Below are 20,336 nucleotides of genomic sequence, written 5' to 3' on the forward strand. Positions count from 1 at the left end.
TTTAGCCGACCTGAATGTCCGTATCCGGATAGCGTACGTGGCGTTTTTTCGGTGTCGCCACAAAATAGCCTAATGTTAACGGTCCCAAACGACCGGCAAACATCAGAAAAATCAAAATGAGCTGGCTGCTATCGGTCACCTCGGCTGTGATACCTCTGGATAGCCCGACCGTTGCCGACGCCGATAAAACCTCAAAGGCTATATCTATAAACGGCAGCGAATTCAAAATCATTAGCGCAAATATACCGGCAAAGATGAGACCCAGGTAAACAATGGTCACCGCCAGCGCTTTCATCACCAGGTCCTGCGGTATTGTGCGGTCACCCAGGGTAACCGCCTCGCGACGACGTAAAAAGGTATAGGTAGCCAGCAATAAAATGATAAAGGTACCCAATTTAATGCCGCCGGCTGTACTCATCGAACCACCACCGATAAACATCAACAGTAGCGTAAATACGGCGCTGGCTTCGGTCATCGCACCGGTGTCGACGGTATTAAATCCGGCCGATCTCGGCGTCACCGCCTGAAACCAGGCGTTGACCGCTTGATCATACCACGGCATATTGCCGATTGTTGCGGGGTTGCCGCTCTCCAGCAACCATAAAATGGCCATGGCAACCGCATTAATCAGCAACGTCGCTATTAAAATGGCTTTGGAATAGACCGAAAACCGGTTCCAGCGACGCTTTTCGTAAATGTTGTTGATGACCGAGAACCCCAGTCCGCCAATCACAAATAAAACACTGATCAGCAGAGTAATGGTGCGCTCAGCCTGGTAATCCACTAAACCATTGGGGGTAAGCACAAACCCCGCACTGTTGAATGCCGACACCGCATAAAAGACGGACTCCAGTAACGCGTTGACAAAACCTTTCTCGGCTGTCCAGTACACTGTCATTACAACGATGGCGATGGCCTCCGCAACCAGTGCCAGGGTCACAACGGCAAATGCTGTTTTTTTAATGCTACCCAGGCTGGTTTGTTGCATAACCTCTTTCGCCAGCATTTGTTGCTTTAGCCCGACCTGTCCACCCAAGGAAATCGCGGCAACCACGGCGAAGGTCATAAACCCCAGTCCGCCGGCCTGGATCAGCAGCGTGATGACGGAAAGGCCAAACCCGGAAAACGTTGCACCGGTATCCACTACGACCAGGCCCGTTACCGTTACCGCGGATGTCGCCGTAAACAAACTTTCCAACCAAGTAATTGGTTGTTCGGTGGCAAAAGGCAATTTCAGCAACAAGGTGCCCAGCACGATCAAACCCAAAAAGCCACTGGCCAGAATCACCGGTGGACTCAGATTAATGGAACGTCGGCGTGTACGCGGCCGCTTTTGGTATAAAAAGCTAAAAGAAGGTAACCACTGCTTCATCGGTTATTTCAACTTGGGCGCCATGGATTTCAGTGCTTTCAGACTACCCGCAATCACCAGGGTTTCATTGCCCTGCAGTGTCACCGACGTAGAAGGATTAGCGGTTACTTCGTCTCTGCGTTTCAGCAGCAAGAGGTGAAAGTGCTCAAGCTCATCCGGTAAGATGTCTTCAATGGTTTTGCCATCCAGTTCTGAACTCACGTCAATTTCGACACAATACCAGTTATGGCCAAGCGACATATACTCGTTCACCATGGGGTAATTCAGTGCCTGCGCCACCCGGATGCCCATTTCCTCTTCCGGATGAATGATGCGGGTTACGCCGAGCTTGGACAAAATCTGGTGATGCTCTTTTGATGTCGCTTTTGCCCAGATTTCTTTCACCCCAATACTTTTAAGGTGCAAGACGCATAAAAGGCTGGCCTGCAAATCCTCGCCAATCGCGACCAGCACAACATCACATTCTTCCAGGCTGAGTTCGCGTAGGGCGCGCTCATCCGTCACATCGGCAATCGCTGCGTGCGTTAAATGATCCGCGATGGCATCAACACTCTTCTCATCCGAATCCACACCAATTACGTCATGGCCAAGATCCAGCAACTCCAATGCGGTTCTGGCACCAAATCGACCCAGACCAACAATCCCAAACTGTGCCATATTACCCCTCTCTTAATCGTTAACGACCTGATTACGCCCCGATTCCTTCGCCTGATACAGACGTTTATCCGCTCGTTCAAGCCAGTCGGTCCAGTGTTCCCCCGTACGTAACTGGGCCACACCCGCTGACAACGTCATCTTCGGGCTTGCACCTTTTAGCTTAAATTCGTTCTCGGCAAAGCGCAGGCGTAGTTGTTCAGCGGCTTTGGCCGCACCACCTGCATCCGTTTCAGGCATCAAAATGAGAAACTCTTCGCCACCCACCCGATACACACTGTCACTCAACCGCACCGACTGGCGGATCAACTTAGCCGCCTGCACCAACAAACGGTCACCTTGTAAATGCCCATATTTATCATTAATCGGTTTAAACCAGTCAATATCGCAAATGACTACTGAAACCGGTTGCTGATTACGTTTGTACAATGCAAGAACCTGGTCGAGCCGGCTGTTGAGGCTTTTACGGTTATAGACTCCGGTTAAGGTGTCGGTGGTTGCCAAACGGGTAAAGCTGCGCTGCATTGTTTCCAGCAAAAACAGCAAGGTCAGTGTCAACACTAACACCGCAGCCAGTGACAGCGAGCCGCGCCAGGCAATATCAAGCGGCATCGCAACCACCGCCGCAATGACCATAAGCACAAAGAAAGTAAAGGCAGAAACGACGGCCCATTTTCGACGCAGTAAAAACACAATCGAAGCCATCACCGGAAACGACCAGACAAAGCCATTAATGCCGTTGATGAAGGTCGAGTAACTGGCTGCCAGTGCGAGCATGGAAACAAAAGCCAGTAATTGCCTTTGCTTCAGATTTTGGTGGCGCGAAATCAACGCCAGACTTAACGAGTAAACACAAAACGCGGCGAGCCAGGCAGTCATCAACCAGTGCCCCGCTACCCCCTGAACAATCGCCAGCGGAGCCACGATCACAGCCGCGCCCCACTGGGTATAATTCGCTACCTTCCGAGTAAAGCCAGAAACCACATCCTCTGTGGTGTTCTGAGCTTTGGCTTGGTATTTTTTCTGCGTAATCTCCATCTACGCATCTCCGTCCATTAGCGGGTGGTCGCCGGCGCCAGGAACAAGGCGTTCATCAGTGCCATATTCAAACCGTCCATATAAGCTCGATAGGTCGGCTCCTGAGTGAAGCTGATCACCATGCCTTCACCCATCGGTTGCCAGATTAACAGAGGCTTGTAAGGGAGTTGTTGTTGTGTCTCATCCCATAAAAAGCCGCTGGCGATTAACGCTTCTTTGTCGGCAAACCAGGCAATGTTGCGGCCATGATTGATATCAATCGGAGCCAAAATGGTATTACCATTAAACAAGCTGACTAAACGTTGTTTTAAACCGGCGGCTAAAAAGTGGTCCTTATCAACGTCGGCATTCACCAATGCTCCGGATACCCAGTCAGGGTTTACGCCATGAGCCTGAATTTCAGTCATCAACTGCGCTTTTGAGGTGATTTCCGTGCCGTCAACGCGCGTTTCTTCCGCAGGCTTTTCAACCCCTTCTTTTGGGATAGCCCGTTCAACTTTGGTGTTTAACAGACCGGCTTCCACGGCCCAGCCGGAGGCGTTGCCTAAGGTCACTAACACACCACCGTCGGCCACCCAGCGTTTGAACGCCGCCACCGTTTCCGCATTAAAGACGCGGTCATAACCGGCACTTGCCGGTAAAATAAAGACATCAAAGCCAGCTAGATCGCCGCCGCGCAAGTCATCGGTACGAATCGCCGTCACCGGATAATTCATTTGCCGCTCAATCACATACCGCGTGTGGCCGGCATTGTACTGGCTGACGGGTTCATCCCACGCCATACCAATGTTAGGCGCAAACAAGCCATGCACATTACCCGAGCCAAAGTTTGGTCCTTCGGTGATCCAGCTGGTATCCACTCCCTGAATCGTTGCGCCGGTTTGTTCAGCCAGCTGTGCCAGTACCGTTGGCAGTTCCACATCAGGATTATCAGCGTGGGTAATCACCAGTGAGCCGCTTGGGTACTTGCCGGCCTGCTCGTGAGTAAAAGCTAACTCGCTTTGTTTTAGTTGCAGCCCTTGCCGCAGTGCCGCGGTCACCAAACGACCGGCGTTCATGTCACCCCAACGTACCAGATAACCAACCTCAGCATCGGCATTCAGTAGTTGTCCGGGGGCGATACGGCCTTCGCTAACGGCAACGCTGTCAACGCGTGGCACATCGTCACAACCGTCCACATCAACATTGAACATTAACGGCAACGACCAACCGGTTACATCATAAATCTGATCCGGTAAGTTATTATTGCGTCGTTGTTCCTGTTCCTCAATGAAGTCCGCAGCCATATCGACCTGTTCATCCATCAAGGTACTGATCATACGGTAGGCCGGCTGTGCTTTATCGATGATATAACTTCCAGCAGGGTAATCGGTTCCGCACACGCGAAAGTTTTCCTGCGCCTGCTGCACGTCAGCGCCTTGTTCAACCAACAACGACGCCAGTTTTCGCGCCGCCGCTGGGTCATCATCAGCGGCCACAATTAATGCTCGTTGTTCGTCATCTTCACCCGCTTTTATCGCGCTAAGCCGGTAATTCCAAAACTTTTCTAACAGTGCCTGACGACGCTCTGAGACCGTTTCTATGGTCGAAAGTGACGCAACAAAGTGCTGCTGAACACCATCGGCGTAGGTGAGAATAGAGCCGTCTTTACGCTCAAAGCGGTGGCCTCGTGCCGAGGCCATTTCATAGGTCATCGCCACGGAGCCGTGGTACAACGGCCAGCTTGCGCCATAGCCTGGGTAGAAAGCATCAAAAATCTCGCGGGTAAAGTAATCAAAGCCCTTCTTATCAAACCACGAGGCATTGTTTTTACCAATCCAGTTCAAGGTTTCCCGTTGCTGTTCGGTTATCAGTGGGTTATAAGGCCGTGCTTCAGGGGTAAAATAGTAGGTTGAATCGCCACCCATCTCGTGCAAGTCAACGAAAACCAATGGGTAATACTTCAGCAGAGCATCGACTTGCCCTTTAATTTCTGGTTGCGTCAACGCGATCCAGTCGCGGTTCATATCAAACAAGTAGTGGTTGGTGCGGCCACTGGGCCAGGGTTCATTGTGTTCAGCACTGCGGCGATCCGCCGAGTGCTCGAGTCCTGCCGTCATGTAATAGCGCTGTACAAAGCGCGCGCGGCCATCCGGGTTTTGCAACGGATCGATGAAGACCACCGTGTTTTTTAACCAGTCCTTGGTTTGTGGACGTTGATCATTGAGCAGATGATAAGCCGTCATCATCGCCGCCTCCGGAGAGGAGATCTCATTGCCGTGCACGCCGTAGGATAACCAAATGCTGGCTGGGGTTTCAGCGATCAGTCGTTGCGCCTCTTGCTGGCTGGTTTTACGGGGGTCCGCTAAACGCTGCATATTGCCAACGAAGTTATCAAAGTTGGCCATATTCTCCGCACTTGAGATAACGGCGTAGTAGAGCGTACGCCCTTCCCAGCTTTTGCCGTAATCCAGTAGTTTCACCTGATCGGGGAACGCCGCCGCCAACGCCTCGAAATACCGGCTCATGGCCTCCGGAGAGGTTATTTTCGTACCGATTGAGTAGCCTAAAACCTCCTCGACAGATGCTTTTCCGTTGCTATAGTTTGCTTCGGGCAGCATGGACGCTGCGCCACTTAACTGATCCGAGGCTGCTGCCGCGCTTGCGGCCGCAACGCTGAGTGTGAGGAACAACTTTTTCATTACGCTCATGTACTAACCTGTTTTTATCATTTTTGGTTCTACCTAATGTAAAAGCAGATTAGCACGTTGTGAAGCCGTTAAGAATTTTTTTGAAGGGGTAAAGGAATCAATGGACGATACAATTAGCCGCATCACGGATGAACAGACAAATTACGCAATGTTGATGCATTTATCACAATTCGCGACTTTTATCATACCCTTTATTGGTTGGCTCGCGCCAATTGTGATGTGGTTTTTAAAACGCGATAACGACTTTATTGACCGCCATGGCAAGTTTATTTTTAACTGGATGCTCAGCCTGGGCCTATATGGGATTGGTATTCTGCTGAGTTTTTTGGTGATGCCGATACTGAGTCTGGTGGCCGTACTGTTGTTTGCACTGTTTTCCATTGTGATGATAGTGCTGGCCGCGGTTCAAGCGAAGCAAGGTATGCTGAAACCTTACCTACTAAGCATTCCTTTCTTTAAATAGCGACAAAAGGCTACCGACTCGGTAGCCTTTTTTTCAACCCAGGCATTACTGGCAGGAGCCGCAACAAAAATCTTTGCCGTGTGTTGGTGTACTTTCGCGCTCGACGAAAAGCACGGTATTTTCTAATTCAATGTGCTGGTTAAGATCGTCGACCAACTCGCCAAGTCCCCGGTATAAAGCTTGCCAACTACCACAGGCACCCTCTGGTAAGGTTAAATTATTGGTCAGAGCGCTGATCTTGTTAATGTCCTGCTCGTGCTGAACATGCTCTTCTTCCATCACTGAAATCGGGCCGCTGGGATAAATATCGCGCGCCAGCATCGGAAATAAAATTTGTTCTTCCTTCATCATGTGGCTTTCCAGCTCATGAAGCATATTATCCAGGTGCTCAGCCAGGCCGTGCGGAGCCTCATCATGGTCGCCGTGCACTTCTTCGATTTTCAGCGCCAGTTGCTTTAATTCAGGCAACTGTTGGCGATGCACCTGATGGAAACGTTCAACGATAAATTCAATCAATTCGCGATTTGATTTTCCGGACCACTCACTGACAATGCTTGCTGTCATATTAACCTCTTATAGTCATCTAAAAACGGACAGCAATGACGTTTGCACAATTCAGGCCAACTTCTACCCCCTTGTGGATATTGAGGTTGCAGGCCAGCACGGTATGATTCACCCAGTGAATAAGGGTACATTTAACCGATAGTGTAAAAATAACCATGCTGCAACAAAGCCTTTTAGCGGATCTTGTCACCGATGTACCGGCGGCGGTGCGCCTGCAAAATTTGGTGAAAACCTTGCGCCAGCACTTTCATTGTGGCGCCGTTGTCCTGTTAAAACGCGACAGCGATGCGCTAAAGCCGGTTGCCATGCATGGGTTGGTTGATGAAGCCTTGGGACGTCGCTTTGTCATCGCGCAACATCCACGTCTTGCCACCCTGCTGTCATCGCGTAATCCAGTGCTGTTTGAGCCGAGCACCAGCCTTCCTGATCCCTATGACGGGCTATTGGCAGAACAACCGGGGGATGCATTACCCGTGCACGATTGTATGGGCATCAGTTTATACGTTGAAGGTCAATGTTGGGGCGTGCTCACGCTGGATGCATTACAGCCGGGTACCTTTAATGATCAATCCACGGTTGAGCTACAGCGTTTTAGCCTGATTGTCGAGGCAGCCATTCGCGTTGGTTCTCTGGAGCAACAGGTTAGAGCGCTACGCCAGAACCAACCACTGTCATCACCGGAAGCAAGCGTTTCAACCCGTACCGACTCGGAAATCATTGGAAACAGCCCGGCATTACAACAAATTTTGGCAGAGCTGCATGCGGTCGCTAAAGCCGATTTACCGGTCTTGCTATTGGGCGAGACCGGCGTTGGTAAAGAGTTGTTTGCCCGCGAGCTGCATCGCCACTCAACGCGTGCGGATAAACCAATGATTTACGTTAACTGTGCCGCTTTACCTGAATCGTTAGCTGAGTCCGAATTATTTGGTCATAGTAAAGGCGCATTCTCCGGTGCCAGCAGCGAACGCGGTGGACGCTTTGAGGCGGCTCACGGTGGCACATTATTTCTCGATGAAGTTGGCGAGCTACCGCTGTCGATTCAAGCCAAATTACTGCGGGTTTTGCAGAATGGCGAGGTTCAGCGGCTGGGCTCCGATAAGCCGCGCCAAGTCGATGTTCGCATTGTTGCCGCAACCAACCGTAATTTAAAGCAACAAGTGCGGGACGAGCAATTTCGCGCCGACCTTTATCACCGCTTATCGGTCTACCCTATTCCCATACCACCTCTGCGGGAACGCGAGGACGATATTTTGTTGCTCGCTGGTCATTTTCTCGAGTTAAACCGGAGTCGTCTGGGGTTGCGTGCGCTGCGCCTATCGTCCACGGCCGAATTGGCACTGAAGCAATATCGCTGGCCGGGCAACATCCGAGAACTCGAGCATGTCATTAGCCGCGCTGCCATCAAACTGTTGAGCGTTGGGGTTGATCACAACAGTATTGCGACCATCGATGATGATACGCTGGACTTGACCATGCCGTCGGTAGCCGCCACGCAAAGGCGGGATCTGCAGGATACCGTGCTGGCGGCCAATGAAGACATCAGCTTGCGTGACGCCGTAGAGTTTACGCAGAAACAAATGATCCGTCAGGCGCTGACACTGGAAGATGGCAACTGGAGTCGAGCCGCGAAGCGTTTAGGTGTAGACTCAAGCAACCTTCATAAACTTGCGAGTCGCTTGGGAATCAAATAGTCATGCAGTGGATGACCACAGTATTCTGGCGTTGTCTGGCGCTCAGTTTTGTCGCGCTGGGCTTTATCGGGTTGCTATTACCGGTAATGCCAACGGTACCTTTTTTAATCGTCGCCTTATGGGCAGCCAGCAAAGGCTGGCCGTCACTGGAGCGAAAACTCCTCGAACACCCCAAATACGGTGCCGACATTCGTGCCTGGCGCGAAACCCGCAGCGTCCGTCGTAGCGCCAAGTGGGCGGCTATCCTGATGATGACCGGTGGCTACATTATTCTGTGGTTTATCCAGTGGCCGCCGGTATGGCTTAAAATCACGGTTGGTGTCATTTTGGTCAGCGTCGGCAGTTGGCTGTGGACCCGTCCCGACCTTGTTGAAACGATAAAGAGCAACGATCATGAAAACACTGACGCATGAGCAAATGCTTCGTTATAACCGCCACATTGTTCTGCCTGCTATCGACATGGAAGGTCAGGAACGACTACTGAACAGTCAGGTGGTTGTGATTGGTGCCGGCGGCTTGGGTTGCGCGGTATTACCGTACCTCGTCAGTGCTGGCGTTGGCAGCGTTACCATCATTGATGCTGATACTATCGAGCGAAGCAATCTGCAGCGTCAGCCGCTGTACCGCGAACAAGACGTTGGTGGTAGCAAGGCCGAAACCGCTCAACAGCAGTTGCAACAACTCAACAGTGAAACACAACTGCGCGCGATTCATGGTTGGGCCGATGCCGACACACTGGCGTCACTCGAACAGCCCATTGATCTGATCATCGATTGTTGCGATAACCTGACCACCCGCAATCTGGTCAATGAGTTTTGTGTTAAGCACAGCATACCGCTGGTTTCCGGCTCTGCCATCCGCTTTGAAGGGCAACTTGCGGCGTTTTCTATGCAGCCCGGCGAACCCTGTTATCAGTGTTTTAGTCGGCTGTTTGGTGAGCAAAGTCTAAGCTGCACGGAGTCCGGCGTAGCTTCTCCTCTGGTTGGCGTAGTCGGCAGCATGCAGGCACTGGAAGCGCTGAAGATCTTAACAGGGGCCGGTAAGCCCCTGTTTGGTCAGCTATTAATGTTTGACGGCTTAAACGCAGAGTGGCAACGCTTTAAACTCAGCCCGTTTCCAAACTGCCCGGCTTGTGGTTAACCTGGGTTGCCATCAGCCCGCGGGGTTAAAAAGATACGCACGTAAACCATTACAAAAATCAGCAATGCGGCGGTCCAGGCGTAGCTGCTGATTAACAGCCAATCGGTTGTCCACTGCGGCCATACACTGACGCCCAGAACACGAGTTAACCCGGCAATCACCATCAACGCAAATGCCAGCGACATGATCGGTTTTGGCTGTAACGGCCTACCACTGTGGCCTAGCGACACGCGCGCCATCATCGCTAAAATCATGTTACCCATCGCTCCGGCAGTGAGTGCATGCATGGCGGTACTGCGAGTGATTTCGGCTCCCCAGTAATGCGCAGCCAGTAATGCCAACCCAAGCGGGATAAACCAGTAGGCAATGTGCAAAGACCAAAGTAACGGTACGCGGAAGGTTAACCAGATTTTCCAACGCAACACGCGAACAAAGTGCGCCAGCGCAGCAACGGCAAAAAGTGCCCCGAGCCAAAGGTCCGGAATGTACAAGGTGAGATTAAAAAAGTGCACCGCAAACAGCAGCCACAGCAGCCCAATGGACAAGCTTTCCAACCAGCCAATCGGCAATACTTTTTTGGTCATGGTGCCATTGGCTGTAAACATCGGCATCACCCGGCCGCCGATGATGGACATCAACAGCGTAACCAAGAACACACCGTTATAAGCGCCCAGGGTTTGCCACTCGTATTGCTTAAATTGATAGCCAACGTGCATCAACGCGCTGGACACCGCCAACAACAAAAGAATGGGAATAAAAAACAGATTGCGCGTTTGGTTCACTTTCAATACCAACCGTGCGAACAGAATGGCCGCGACCGTTAGTAGCGCAACATCAACGCTCATGACCAGCCACCAGGGTAAGCCTTCGCCAAACAACATCAGCAACCGCCCGGCACTCCACAGCAACGCGAGAATACCCAGTGTTGCGCCATGTGTTGCACGCATACCGGTCCAGTTCTGAACCGCTGTTAATAAGAACCCCAATACAATGGCTACGACAAAGCCGTAAATCATTTCATGACTGTGCCAGAACAGGATGTTGCCGTACACCGGCAGCTCTAGCGTCCCACTCAGCGCTAACCCCCACAATAGAATGGCGATGGCACTGAAAATAGCGCCGAATAAAAACATCGGCCGGTAAGCCTGGCGCAGAATGGGTGCCATTGCCATTTCTTTATCTAGCTGTGTAACTTGCATGATCCTGTCCTCTTGGCTCAATTAGCATTATCATACATTTTTAATGCACATTAAAACCACCCTTTATTGCTGAAAATAGTGTAGTACCCCAAAGATTATCGAAACCCCGGCTGACCTAACCCAACTACCCAAAAAGTGATAACAACGCGCGTAAACTGGCCTTTTTCAAAGCTTCTGTCTTTACCCACAATAGGTAGTTAAACAGCCGTCAGATAAAGCTCTATAGCCTTGATTATAAAGTAATTTATTTAAAAACCCCGTAAAGTAAGTGGTATCGATAACAGGGCTTATTAGGAGGTTTTTAATGAACCAGTCCGTATCAACATCGCCCGGCCAACGCAATTACGCATTGTTGCTCTCAACGCTTGCGTTTACCTTGTGTTTTGCCGTCTGGACGATTTTTTCCATCATCGGTATACAGATTAAGGACGATTTTAATCTTACCGATACTCAACTCGGTTTGTTGATGGCAACGCCGGTATTAACCGGTTCCATCAGTCGGATGTTTCTCGGCATTTGGACCGACCGTTTCGGTGGCAAAAAGGTGTTTGCCATCTTAATGTTGCTGACATCGGCCTGTGTCTATTTACTGACCTTTGCCGACAGCTACATCATGTTGCTGGTTGCCGCACTTGGGGTTGGTCTTGCCGGCGGCTCTTTTATTGTGGGTGTTACCTACACCGCTGCCTGGTTTGATGACGCTAAAGAGAAGCAAGGTACCGCGCTGGGTATTTTTGGCGCCGGTAATGTCGGCTCAGCGGTGACTAACTTTGGTGCGCCCTTTTTGCTGATCGCACTCGGTTGGCAGGGTACTGCACAAATTTACGCGACAGTGCTTGCCATCGCCGGCATCACGTTCTTCGTACTCGCCAAAGAAGATCCGCTGAAAAATGCCCGTCAGGAGAAACAACAGCAAGGCTTCTGGGAACAGTTGTCACCGCTGGGAGATCTGCGGGTCTGGCGCTTTTCCTTGTATTATTTCTTTGTTTTCGGCGCGTTCGTTGCGCTTGCGCTGTGGCTTCCGCATTATCTTATCGGCGTTTATCATCTGGATGTAAAAACCGCCGGTATGATTGCCGCGATGTATACCATTCCGGCCTCACTGTTTCGTATTCTTGGCGGCTGGATGTCCGACAAATACGGCGCCCGTCGGGTCATGTACTGGACCTTTATCGCGTCCGTAATTTGTACCTTCCTGTTAAGCTATCCAAGCACACAGTACGCCGTTCAGGGGGTTGATCAAGTCTACAACTTTCACTTAGAAGTGACCTTAGTTGGCTTTGTCTTCCTGACGTTTGTGCTGGGCTTTTTCATGTCGCTGGGTAAAGCCGCAGTATTTAAGCACATTCCCGTTTACTACCCGAAAAGCGTCGGCGCGGTTGGTGGCGTGGTTGGTATGATCGGTGGTTTAGGCGGCTTCTTATTACCGCTTACCTTCGGTATGCTGAATGACGTTATCGGCGTTTGGCAAAGCAGTTTCATGCTGTTGTTTGTCATTGCCGCGGGGGCGTTAGCCTGGATGCACTTTGCCATTCTTAAAGCAGAGCGCGTTGAATACCGTGAAGATCGTGAAGAGCGGGATCTGCCGGAATTGTCTACCCCGAACTCAATGGTGCTGGATGACTGGCGTCCGGAAGACGAAACCTTCTGGAAAGAAAAAGGCAAACGTATTGCTACCCGGAACCTGTGGATTTCCATCCCGAACTTATTCCTGGCGTTCGCGGTCTGGACCATCTGGAGTATTCTGGTGGTTAAAATGCCCGCGCTGGGCTTCCCGTACAGCCAAAACGAGTTATTCTGGTTAGCCGCATTGCCAGCGTTGTCCGGTGCTACCCTGAGGATTTTCTACAGCTTCATGGTGCCAATCTTCGGCGGCAGACGCTGGACCGCCATATCCACTGCCTCACTGCTCATTCCATGCGTGTGGATTGGCTTTGCCGTACAAAATACCGATACGCCATACATGATCATGCTGATCCTGGCACTACTGTGTGGTTTTGGCGGCGGTAACTTCTCCTCCAGCATGTCAAACATCAGCTTCTTCTATCCACAGAAGGAAAAAGGCGGCGCTCTGGGGATGAACGCCGGCCTTGGTAACCTGGGTGTTTCCGGTATGCAACTACTGGCGCCGTTAGTTATCGCAGCCAGTGTATTTGGAGGCATTGAAGGTGATCCACTGGTGGTACAACAAGGCGCGAATGCCGGTCAGGAAATCTGGCTGCAAAATGCTGCCTTCCTGTGGGTGCCATTGATTGTGATCGCCTCTGTAGCCGCCTGGTTTGGCATGAACGACATCTCGTCAGCCAAGGCGTCATTCAGCGACCAAGCGGTTATTTTTAAACGCAGCCATAACTGGATCATGTGTATCCTGTATCTCGGCACCTTTGGTAGCTTCATCGGCTTCGCCGCGGGCTTCCCACTGCTGTCCGGGATGCTGTTCCCTGAAGTCGATCCTACCGCCTATGCCTTCCTCGGGCCGCTGGTTGGCGCCCTTGCCCGACCTGCCGGGGGGATCATCGCTGATAAGCTGGGCGGCGCCCGGGTTACCTTCTGGAACTTCTTGTTAATGATTGTCGGTGTCCTTGGCGTCATCTACTTCCTGCCAATTGCGGGTACAGAAGGCAATTTCTGGGGCTTCTTCGCGGCGTTTATGTTGCTGTTTATCGCAACGGGTATCGGTAATGGCTCAACGTTCCGTATGGTACCGGTCATCTTCTTAAACCAACGCAAACGTGAACTCGGCGATACCGACCAGGCCATTAAGGAAGGCAACAAAGAGTCCGCTGCAGTCATTGGCTTTATTTCAGCATTTGCTGCCTACGGTGGTTTCTTTATTCCGAAAGCGTACGGTACGTCCATCAGCTTAACCGGTGGCGTTTCCGCGGCTTTAGTGAGCTTTATCATCTTTTACGCAGTCTGTGCTGTGATAACTTGGTGGTTCTACTCTCGCAAAAATGCACCAGATCCTTGTTAAGGATCTGGCAATAAAAAAGCCCGGTCACTTCAAATTAAAGTGACCGGGCTTTTTTTTGGTTTACGTTAAACTACTTCTTCGGTCGGAACGGCTTTATTACCGACTCGTCACAGGTTAAATACGGGCCTTCCATTAAGTCAATGCAGTAAGGCACTGCCGGAAACACGGCGTCTAAGCACTGACGAATGGCTTTCGGTTTACCCGGTAAGTTGATGATCAGTGACGAACCCCGCAAGCCAGCCGTTTGGCGCGATAAAATAGCCGTCGGTACGTATTTTAACGACTCCTGACGCATTAACTCTCCAAAGCCCGGCATCATCCGGTCGCAAACGGCTTCGGTGGCTTCCGGTGTGACATCGCGCTTAGCCGGACCGGTTCCGCCGGTGGTTACCACCAAACAGCAGCGTTGCTCGTCAACAAGCTCCCGCAAAGTAGCTTCTATCAGCGCCTGCTCATCTTCAATGACTCGATAAACCGGTTCCCAGGAGGACGTCAAATACGCTGTCAGCGTTTCCTGTATTGCCGGTCCGGACAGATCCTCATATTGACCGCGGCTGGCGCGGTCGCTGACGGTTACAATTCCGATACGTGCTGCTTCCATAATTCCTCAATCGTTATTCCACGTTAGCTGGCCTTTACCATACCAGCCAGTTGCAACCAGTAGCCATTACTCTCTTTATCACTCAGCTTCAGCGGCTGGCTGCCATCCATATTTGCTCTGAAACGTTCAATCCAGTCGAAGGTGCCCTCGGGCTGTGGACTGATGCGAACGCGGTCAACCAATCCCTGCATTGACGGCAATTGATTGATCAAATTGTAACGTGTACCAGACTGCGTTTGTATGCCGTTCAGCACGAAAACCTGTTTGCCGTCCTGGCTCTTTACCGTGCGCCCCTGTGGGTATTTAATGCAGCAAAGTTCACACTGATCTTTGGGTCGGTTTTCTGAGCGCGCTGTAAAACAGCGTCCTGACCAGGCCAACGGCATATGACCCAAGGCAAACACTTCGGTCTGAAACAGATTTCGTACCGAGCTGACCTGTGGCTGTTTCAAAATGTCACTCAGCCATTGCTGAGACAACTCATAGGGTGTCACCCAATGATTCATGCCCATATCCACAAAGCGGCGCAGTGCCTCATGGTTATAGATATTGACTGCAGAACCAACAGTGAAGTTAACCCCATGCTCGCGCAAGTATGGGATCGCACCGACGTCATTGGCTTCAACCTCGAACTCTCCGTTGTTGCAATATTTTGCCATTTGCGCCAGCTCCGCCGGCGCTTCAAGTAAGGTCATGGTCGACAGACATACCTGTTTACCGGCCTCACGCAGTTCATGGGCAATGGTTAGATAGTCATCCAGGTTCAGTTCACGGCGTTTACTGCAGACGGTTTCGCCCAGGTACACCCGGTCGACATCAGATTCAGCCACCTGCCGGTAAAAGGCTTTTACTTTGGCTTTTGGCCAAAAATATAAAATCGGTCCTAATGCAATTTGCATAATTTACTTCCACTTTCGGTGATAGGCGCCTAACGTCGTTTGGCTGCCTTCAGATAGCGATGACAATACGCGGTCCCACTCGTGCTCTACTTCAAACTGTTCCGGGTTTTGCATGACCCGGTCAATCGCCTGCCGCCATACCTTGGTAATTTGTGCGACATAAGCCGGACTGCGTTGTCGCCCTTCGATTTTTAGCGACGCAATGCCCTCTTTGTGAAGTTGCGGTAGCAGGCTCAAGGTGTTTAAGCTGGTCGGTTCTTCGAGCACATTGTAGAGTTCATCATCGACCTGGAAACGCCCTTTACACAGGGTCGGATAGCCAGCATTTTCGCCTTCGCCAAAACGGTCAATCACCACACCGTTTAAACGCGACTCCAGCCGGCTACCCTGATGCTCCCATTCAACATAAGCCGCCGGAGAGCAGGCGCCAGCGGTGTTTGGCGATTCTCCGGTCATGTAAGAACTTAAATAGCAACGGCCCTCGGCCATAATGCAGAGACTGCCAAACGCAAAGACTTCCAACTCGATATCGGTGGTTCGCGCTAACGCCCGCACTTGCTGCATCGATAATACGCGCGGTAATACCACCCGGCTGATACCGTACTGACGATAGAATTCAATGGCTCCCGCATTGGTGGCTGACGCCTGAACACTTAAGTGCCGCTCAATCCGTGGATAACGCTCAGCGGCATAGCCCAATACCGCAATATCTGAAATGATCAGTACATCGGCACCGGCGGCTACCGCCCCGTCTACCGCATCCCGCCACTTTGTCCAATTATTGGCGTGGGCAAAGGTATTAATGGCAACGTGCAGTTTCTTGCCATGCCGGTGAACATAGTCGGCAGCTTCCGCCAGTTTAAGCGCATTTAAGTTCAGCCCCGCGAAATGGCGGGCATTGGTTTCATCTTTTAAGCCGACGTAAACCGCGTCCGCGCCGTTTTCAATCGCCGCTTTTAATGCGGGAATACTGCCTGCAGGACATAATAATTCCATAACGGCCTCGAGTTTTTGTTCAGTTTTTTATTTAGGTTAATAAAAGCGAATTTCACTTGATCTATTATAAAGACACATTCCAAATATTTATTTAAAAGAGTGAGATAATAATGGATACCAACAAAGGGGTAGCGCGCGCGTTTCAAGGGTTTGCTATGGCCCATCAATTCATCCCTGCCAGCCTTAAATTAAAACCGATTGAGTTGCTGTTAAATCGACTTTTTGCGACCGAAATCGACGCCGATGAACTTGATTTTTTGAGGGACAAATCCGTCGCTATTGAGGTATTGGATGTATCCCTGTCGTTCTCTGTGAGCCTAGTCAATAAACGTCTTCGCGTGCGTTCAGAAGCGGCTTCGGCCGATGCACGGATGAGCGCCAACAGCACCGATTTCTTGTTATTAATTCATAATAAGGTGGATCCCGACACACTGTTCTTTCGGCGTCAGCTACGCGTCGAAGGTAATACGGAACTGGGACTATCCCTTAAAAATTTCCTTGACACTATTGAGGTAGATCAAAAGCTGCCGCAGCCGTTATTCCGCCTCGGTGATAAACTGGCGTCCTATTTACAGCAAAGAAAAGATGAAATAATAGTCTCATCGTAAAACCAGTTGCTTTGACAAGAGTCAAGAGGTCGTTATGTCAGTCATTCAGTGGGATAAAAAGTTAATCGATAAGTACAACATTAACGGCCCTCGCTACACCTCCTATCCGACCGCATTGATGCTGTCCGATCAGTTCGATCGGGGACGCATTGACCACGCGTTGCAAGCGGCCGGAGACGAGTTGTGCCTGTACCTTCATTTGCCGTTTTGCCACAAGCTTTGTTACTACTGTGGTTGCAATAAAGTGATTACGCGGCACCAGCATAAAGCCGATAAATACCTCGACTATTTAGCCAAAGAGATGGCGATGTATCAGCCTTTGGTCGCCGACAAACGGATTCGTCAAATCCATCTTGGCGGCGGCACGCCAACCTTTTTGACGGAACAACAATTGACTCGCTTGATGGCGCTTGTTCACCAGCATTTTCGTTTTGTCGATAATGCCGAAGTCAGCATCGAAATCGATCCACGCAGTTGCAGTGACGAAAAACTACGTCACCTGCGCACGTTGGGCTTTAACCGCGTTAGTTATGGGGTGCAGGATTTCGATACGAAAGTACAAATTGCCATTAACCGGGTACAGGATGTCGACCTGATCCGTCATCAGCTCAAATTGAGCAAAGCGTTGGGTTTTGAATCGATTAATCTGGATCTTATCTACGGTTTGCCTTATCAACAGCCGGAAACATTTAAAAAGTCCATTGAGCAGGTCATCGAGATGGATCCCGATCGTATTTCGGTATTCAGTTATGCCCATTTACCACAACGGTTTGCTGGCCAGCGGAAAATCCCTGAGGAGTCAATTCCGCGCCCCTCAGTGAAGTTGAGCTTACTGGAACAGGCGATTACCCAGCTTAGTGAAGCCGGCTATCAGTTTATTGGTATGGATCACTTTGCCAAAGCCAATGATGGCTTGGCAATTGCGCAGCGAGAGGGTCGTTTACAACGTAATTTCCAGGGCTACACAACCGACGGTCAGGATGCCTTGCTGGGGCTTGGTGTTTCGTCCATCAGTCAGGTAAACGGCGTGCTATGGCAGCACGAGAAAGAGCTACCGGCCTATTACAAAATGATTGATAGTGGTCAGCGCCCGATTATCAAAGGCATGGCGCTTAACGATGAGGATAAGCTGCGGGCTGCGCTGATTTCACAAGTGATTTGTCACTTCGAATTAGATATTGAAGCGTTTAAAGCACAATGGCAGCTCGACGACTTCTGGGCGCACTTTGCCGAAGCCATTCCGCTATTAAAACCATTTATTGAGGACGGCCTGGTCGACGTTTCGGACAAAAAACTCCGCGTTACCGATTTAGGCCGACTGTGGGTCCGCAGCATCTGCGCCTGCTTCGACGAATACCTCGACCACGGTCAGAACCGCTACTCGAAGGTGGTTTAGGCTCGCTTTGCTCGCGATTTGGGCGCTTCGCGCGGGATAGGCTCGCTTTGCTCACGGCTTAGGGCTGCGCCGGTTTAGGCTTCGCGATACACCATGAGCATAGCGAATCTAAACCGCGAGCGCAGCGAGCTTAGAAAACGCTCTTATTCAGCCACAGATGCAACAGGATACTCGCGATATACCCCAACGCGATAACCGGCGTCCACTTTAAGTGTGAGGCGAAGGTGTAATAGCCACGGGCCTGTCCCATCAGCGCGACACCCGCTGCCGAGCCAATAGACAGCAGACTACCGCCGGTACCGGCGGTCAGGGTGATAAGTAACCATTGACCATGTGACATCTCGGGTTCCATCGACAGTACCGCGAACATCACCGGGATGTTATCAATCACCGCTGATACGATGCCCAGAATACTGTTCGCCATAGTATGGCTAAAGTCACCGTATAAGGTTTCTGACAGCATGCTCAGATACCCCATAAAGCCGAGGCCACCGACGCAAAGCACAATACCGTAGAAGAACAATAAGGTATCCCATTCTGCCCGTGATACCCGGCTAAAGACATCAAAAGGCACAATGCCGCCGAGTTGTTCTAACCGTTTCTGGTCGCCGGCACGTTCGGCCATTGCGCGTTTGCGTGCTAACGAGCCAGGTAAGGTCATGCGCAAGAAGTAGCCAAAGAACTGCAAATAGCCCAGTCCCATCATCATGCCAAGAACCGGTGGCAGATGCAGCCAGATATGGCAAGTAACCGCCGTGGCTACGGTGAGCAGAAATAAAAAGGTAATGCGCAGCGCACCACGTTTTAATTCGACCTCTGTATGCAGAGTGCTTGGGTATTTGTTTTCGATAAACACACTCATGATCAGTGCTGGGATCAAGTAGTTTGCTACCGATGGCAGGAATAATCTCAGAAACTCCGTAAAGGTGACCTGACCAGCCTGCCAAACCATCAACGTCGTGATGTCACCGAATGGACTGAACGCTCCACCGGCATTGGCTGCGATAACGATGCTGGTGCAACACAACGCAACAAACTTCTTATCACCTTCGGCAACTTTCATGACCACCGCACACATGAGCAATGCCGTAGTCAGGTTATCGGCGATCGGCGAAATAAAGAATGCCAATATGCCCGTTATCCAGAACAGTTTTCGGTAACTGAAGCCCTTCTTTAGCAACCAGGCTCGTAACGCATCAAATAGACGGCGTTCTTCCATCGCATTAATGTAGGTCATTGCCACTAACAGGAATAACATCAGTTCGGCAAATTCCAGCAAGTTATGCCGAAACGCTTCCTCGGCGAGCGGGGCTTTATCGCCGGTGTAAACAAATCCTATCAATATCCATATGATACCGGCAGCAACCAGCACCGGCTTGGATTTGCGCATATGGAGTTTTTCTTCCCCCATGACCAGGATATAGGCGAGGATAAAGATAACGATGGCAGCAAAGCCAATATTCGTCGAGGTGAGATCGATACGGTCAGCAGGGGATCCTGCTGCCAGTACTGATACCGAAAAGAACAACGTGATAACGGTAAGCAGTAGTTTTGTCATAGCGCTGGTCAGGCGCAGGCTGTAGACACTACATAACCTGCACCAACTCTCCCTGTTTGTTAATGGTTAAAAAGTGCTTGATCATGCCGGCTTGTATTTGTTGCACCATCATCTCTAATGGCTGAGTCGCTTCATCACTGGATGCAGGGTGACCGCCACGCCCGTCCATGGCACTGACAAAAGCGATATCCCAGTCAATATCCGTGCGCTTTGACTCTTCAACCAAGGTCTCGAACGACTCGACTTCCTCGGGGAGCTTATCAACACACAAAACGGGCTCCAGATTACCGCCGGCTTGTTGCTCAAACTGTGATTTTTGTGCATCCGTCGGCTGATCCGGCAGTTGTGCCTTTGCCAGCACAAACAACAAACGCTGTGGCTCGGGTTGCTGTTTGGCCATTTGAATAAAATCTTGGTAGCTTGTGATGTCCATAGGCTCACCTGTTGGTTATAAATTCGCGCGGATAGTAGCACAAGCCAAAGCACAATATGT

The 20,336-nt window shown here is 50.8% G+C and carries 18 protein-coding genes; 7 read left to right on the plus strand and 11 right to left on the minus strand.

The window, feature by feature from the left end; all coding sequences use genetic code 11:
• Position 1: 1 nt before the first annotated feature.
• The 4 genes from CWE23_RS05830 to CWE23_RS05845 are packed head-to-tail and all read right to left on the minus strand — an operon-like array spanning position 2 to position 5,754.
• Positions 2–1,372, minus strand: coding sequence for a TrkH family potassium uptake protein (locus tag CWE23_RS05830; protein WP_105305420.1), 1,371 nt, complete (start codon positions 1,370–1,372; stop codon positions 2–4).
• Between the two features lie 3 nt (positions 1,373–1,375).
• Complete coding sequence (locus tag CWE23_RS05835) at positions 1,376–2,029, minus strand: potassium channel family protein (protein ID WP_105305419.1); 654 nt, start codon at positions 2,027–2,029, stop codon at positions 1,376–1,378.
• A 12-nt stretch (positions 2,030–2,041) separates the two neighbouring features.
• Complete coding sequence (locus CWE23_RS05840) at positions 2,042–3,064, minus strand: GGDEF domain-containing protein (protein WP_126819737.1); 1,023 nt, start codon at positions 3,062–3,064, stop codon at positions 2,042–2,044.
• Between the two features lie 17 nt (positions 3,065–3,081).
• On the minus strand, positions 3,082–5,754 hold the full coding sequence (locus tag CWE23_RS05845; RefSeq protein ID WP_241970537.1) for a M14 metallopeptidase family protein: 2,673 nt from the start codon (positions 5,752–5,754) through the stop codon (positions 3,082–3,084).
• Between the two features lie 100 nt (positions 5,755–5,854).
• On the opposite strand from CWE23_RS05845, the gene CWE23_RS05850 reads away from it, so the two are divergent.
• Positions 5,855–6,217, plus strand: a complete 363-nt coding sequence (locus CWE23_RS05850; protein WP_105305417.1) for a DUF4870 domain-containing protein — start codon at positions 5,855–5,857, stop codon at positions 6,215–6,217.
• A gap of 45 nt (positions 6,218–6,262) precedes the next feature.
• Here the strand turns inward: CWE23_RS05850 and CWE23_RS05855 are convergent, their stop codons facing one another.
• Positions 6,263–6,781: a hemerythrin domain-containing protein gene (locus tag CWE23_RS05855; RefSeq protein ID WP_105305416.1), complete on the minus strand. Its 519-nt coding sequence runs from the start codon at positions 6,779–6,781 to the stop codon at positions 6,263–6,265.
• 155 nt (positions 6,782–6,936) lie between these two features.
• On the opposite strand from CWE23_RS05855, the gene norR reads away from it, so the two are divergent.
• The 3 genes from norR to CWE23_RS05870 are packed head-to-tail and all read left to right on the plus strand — an operon-like array spanning position 6,937 to position 9,612.
• On the plus strand, positions 6,937–8,472 hold the full coding sequence (norR, locus tag CWE23_RS05860) for a nitric oxide reductase transcriptional regulator NorR (RefSeq protein WP_105305415.1): 1,536 nt from the start codon (positions 6,937–6,939) through the stop codon (positions 8,470–8,472).
• A gap of 2 nt (positions 8,473–8,474) precedes the next feature.
• Positions 8,475–8,885 (plus strand): YbaN family protein, encoded by a 411-nt coding sequence (locus tag CWE23_RS05865; protein ID WP_198678804.1) that lies wholly within the window; start codon positions 8,475–8,477, stop codon positions 8,883–8,885.
• Complete coding sequence (locus tag CWE23_RS05870; RefSeq protein ID WP_198678805.1) at positions 8,866–9,612, plus strand: HesA/MoeB/ThiF family protein; 747 nt, start codon at positions 8,866–8,868, stop codon at positions 9,610–9,612. The genes CWE23_RS05865 and CWE23_RS05870 overlap by 20 nt, the downstream gene beginning before the upstream one ends.
• Here CWE23_RS05870 and CWE23_RS05875 read toward each other — a convergent pair.
• Positions 9,609–10,811 (minus strand): NnrS family protein, encoded by a 1,203-nt coding sequence (locus CWE23_RS05875; RefSeq protein ID WP_126819739.1) that lies wholly within the window; start codon positions 10,809–10,811, stop codon positions 9,609–9,611. The two genes, CWE23_RS05870 and CWE23_RS05875, sit on opposite strands and share 4 nt — an antisense overlap.
• Before the next feature lie 304 nt (positions 10,812–11,115).
• Between CWE23_RS05875 and CWE23_RS05880 the strand changes: the two genes are divergently transcribed.
• Positions 11,116–13,785 carry a nitrate/nitrite transporter gene (locus tag CWE23_RS05880; RefSeq protein WP_126819740.1) on the plus strand — a complete coding sequence of 890 codons (2,670 nt, stop codon included), beginning with the start codon at positions 11,116–11,118 and terminating at the stop codon, positions 13,783–13,785.
• A 70-nt stretch (positions 13,786–13,855) separates the two neighbouring features.
• On the opposite strand, the gene mog is transcribed toward CWE23_RS05880, so the two are convergent.
• Genes mog through ubiU form a run of 3 tightly spaced genes read right to left on the minus strand, consistent with a single transcriptional unit; the run spans position 13,856 to position 16,281 of the window.
• Entirely contained in the window at positions 13,856–14,386 is a 531-nt protein-coding gene (gene mog / locus CWE23_RS05885; RefSeq protein ID WP_105305412.1) for a molybdopterin adenylyltransferase, read from the minus strand.
• 23 nt (positions 14,387–14,409) lie between these two features.
• Complete coding sequence (locus CWE23_RS05890) at positions 14,410–15,285, minus strand: U32 family peptidase (protein ID WP_105305411.1); 876 nt, start codon at positions 15,283–15,285, stop codon at positions 14,410–14,412.
• 3 nt (positions 15,286–15,288) lie between these two features.
• Positions 15,289–16,281, minus strand: coding sequence for a ubiquinone anaerobic biosynthesis protein UbiU (gene ubiU / locus CWE23_RS05895; RefSeq protein WP_105305410.1), 993 nt, complete (start codon positions 16,279–16,281; stop codon positions 15,289–15,291).
• Between the two features lie 110 nt (positions 16,282–16,391).
• Between ubiU and ubiT the strand changes: the two genes are divergently transcribed.
• Together ubiT and hemN are read left to right on the plus strand one after the other, a co-directional pair.
• Positions 16,392–16,889 carry a ubiquinone anaerobic biosynthesis accessory factor UbiT gene (gene ubiT, locus CWE23_RS05900; protein WP_105305409.1) on the plus strand — a complete coding sequence of 166 codons (498 nt, stop codon included), beginning with the start codon at positions 16,392–16,394 and terminating at the stop codon, positions 16,887–16,889.
• A 34-nt stretch (positions 16,890–16,923) separates the two neighbouring features.
• A complete protein-coding gene (gene hemN, locus CWE23_RS05905) occupies positions 16,924–18,285 on the plus strand; it encodes an oxygen-independent coproporphyrinogen III oxidase (protein ID WP_126819741.1) in 1,362 nt (453 codons plus the stop codon).
• Between the two features lie 130 nt (positions 18,286–18,415).
• Here the strand turns inward: hemN and nhaD are convergent, their stop codons facing one another.
• Complete coding sequence (nhaD, locus tag CWE23_RS05910) at positions 18,416–19,843, minus strand: sodium:proton antiporter NhaD (RefSeq protein WP_105305407.1); 1,428 nt, start codon at positions 19,841–19,843, stop codon at positions 18,416–18,418.
• A 28-nt stretch (positions 19,844–19,871) separates the two neighbouring features.
• Positions 19,872–20,276, minus strand: coding sequence for a ribonucleotide reductase subunit alpha (locus tag CWE23_RS05915; protein ID WP_105305406.1), 405 nt, complete (start codon positions 20,274–20,276; stop codon positions 19,872–19,874).
• Positions 20,277–20,336 lie beyond the last annotated feature (60 nt).

It is taken from the genome of Idiomarina aquatica, from assembly GCF_003987185.1.
GTDB lineage: Bacteria > Pseudomonadota > Gammaproteobacteria > Enterobacterales > Alteromonadaceae > Idiomarina > Idiomarina aquatica.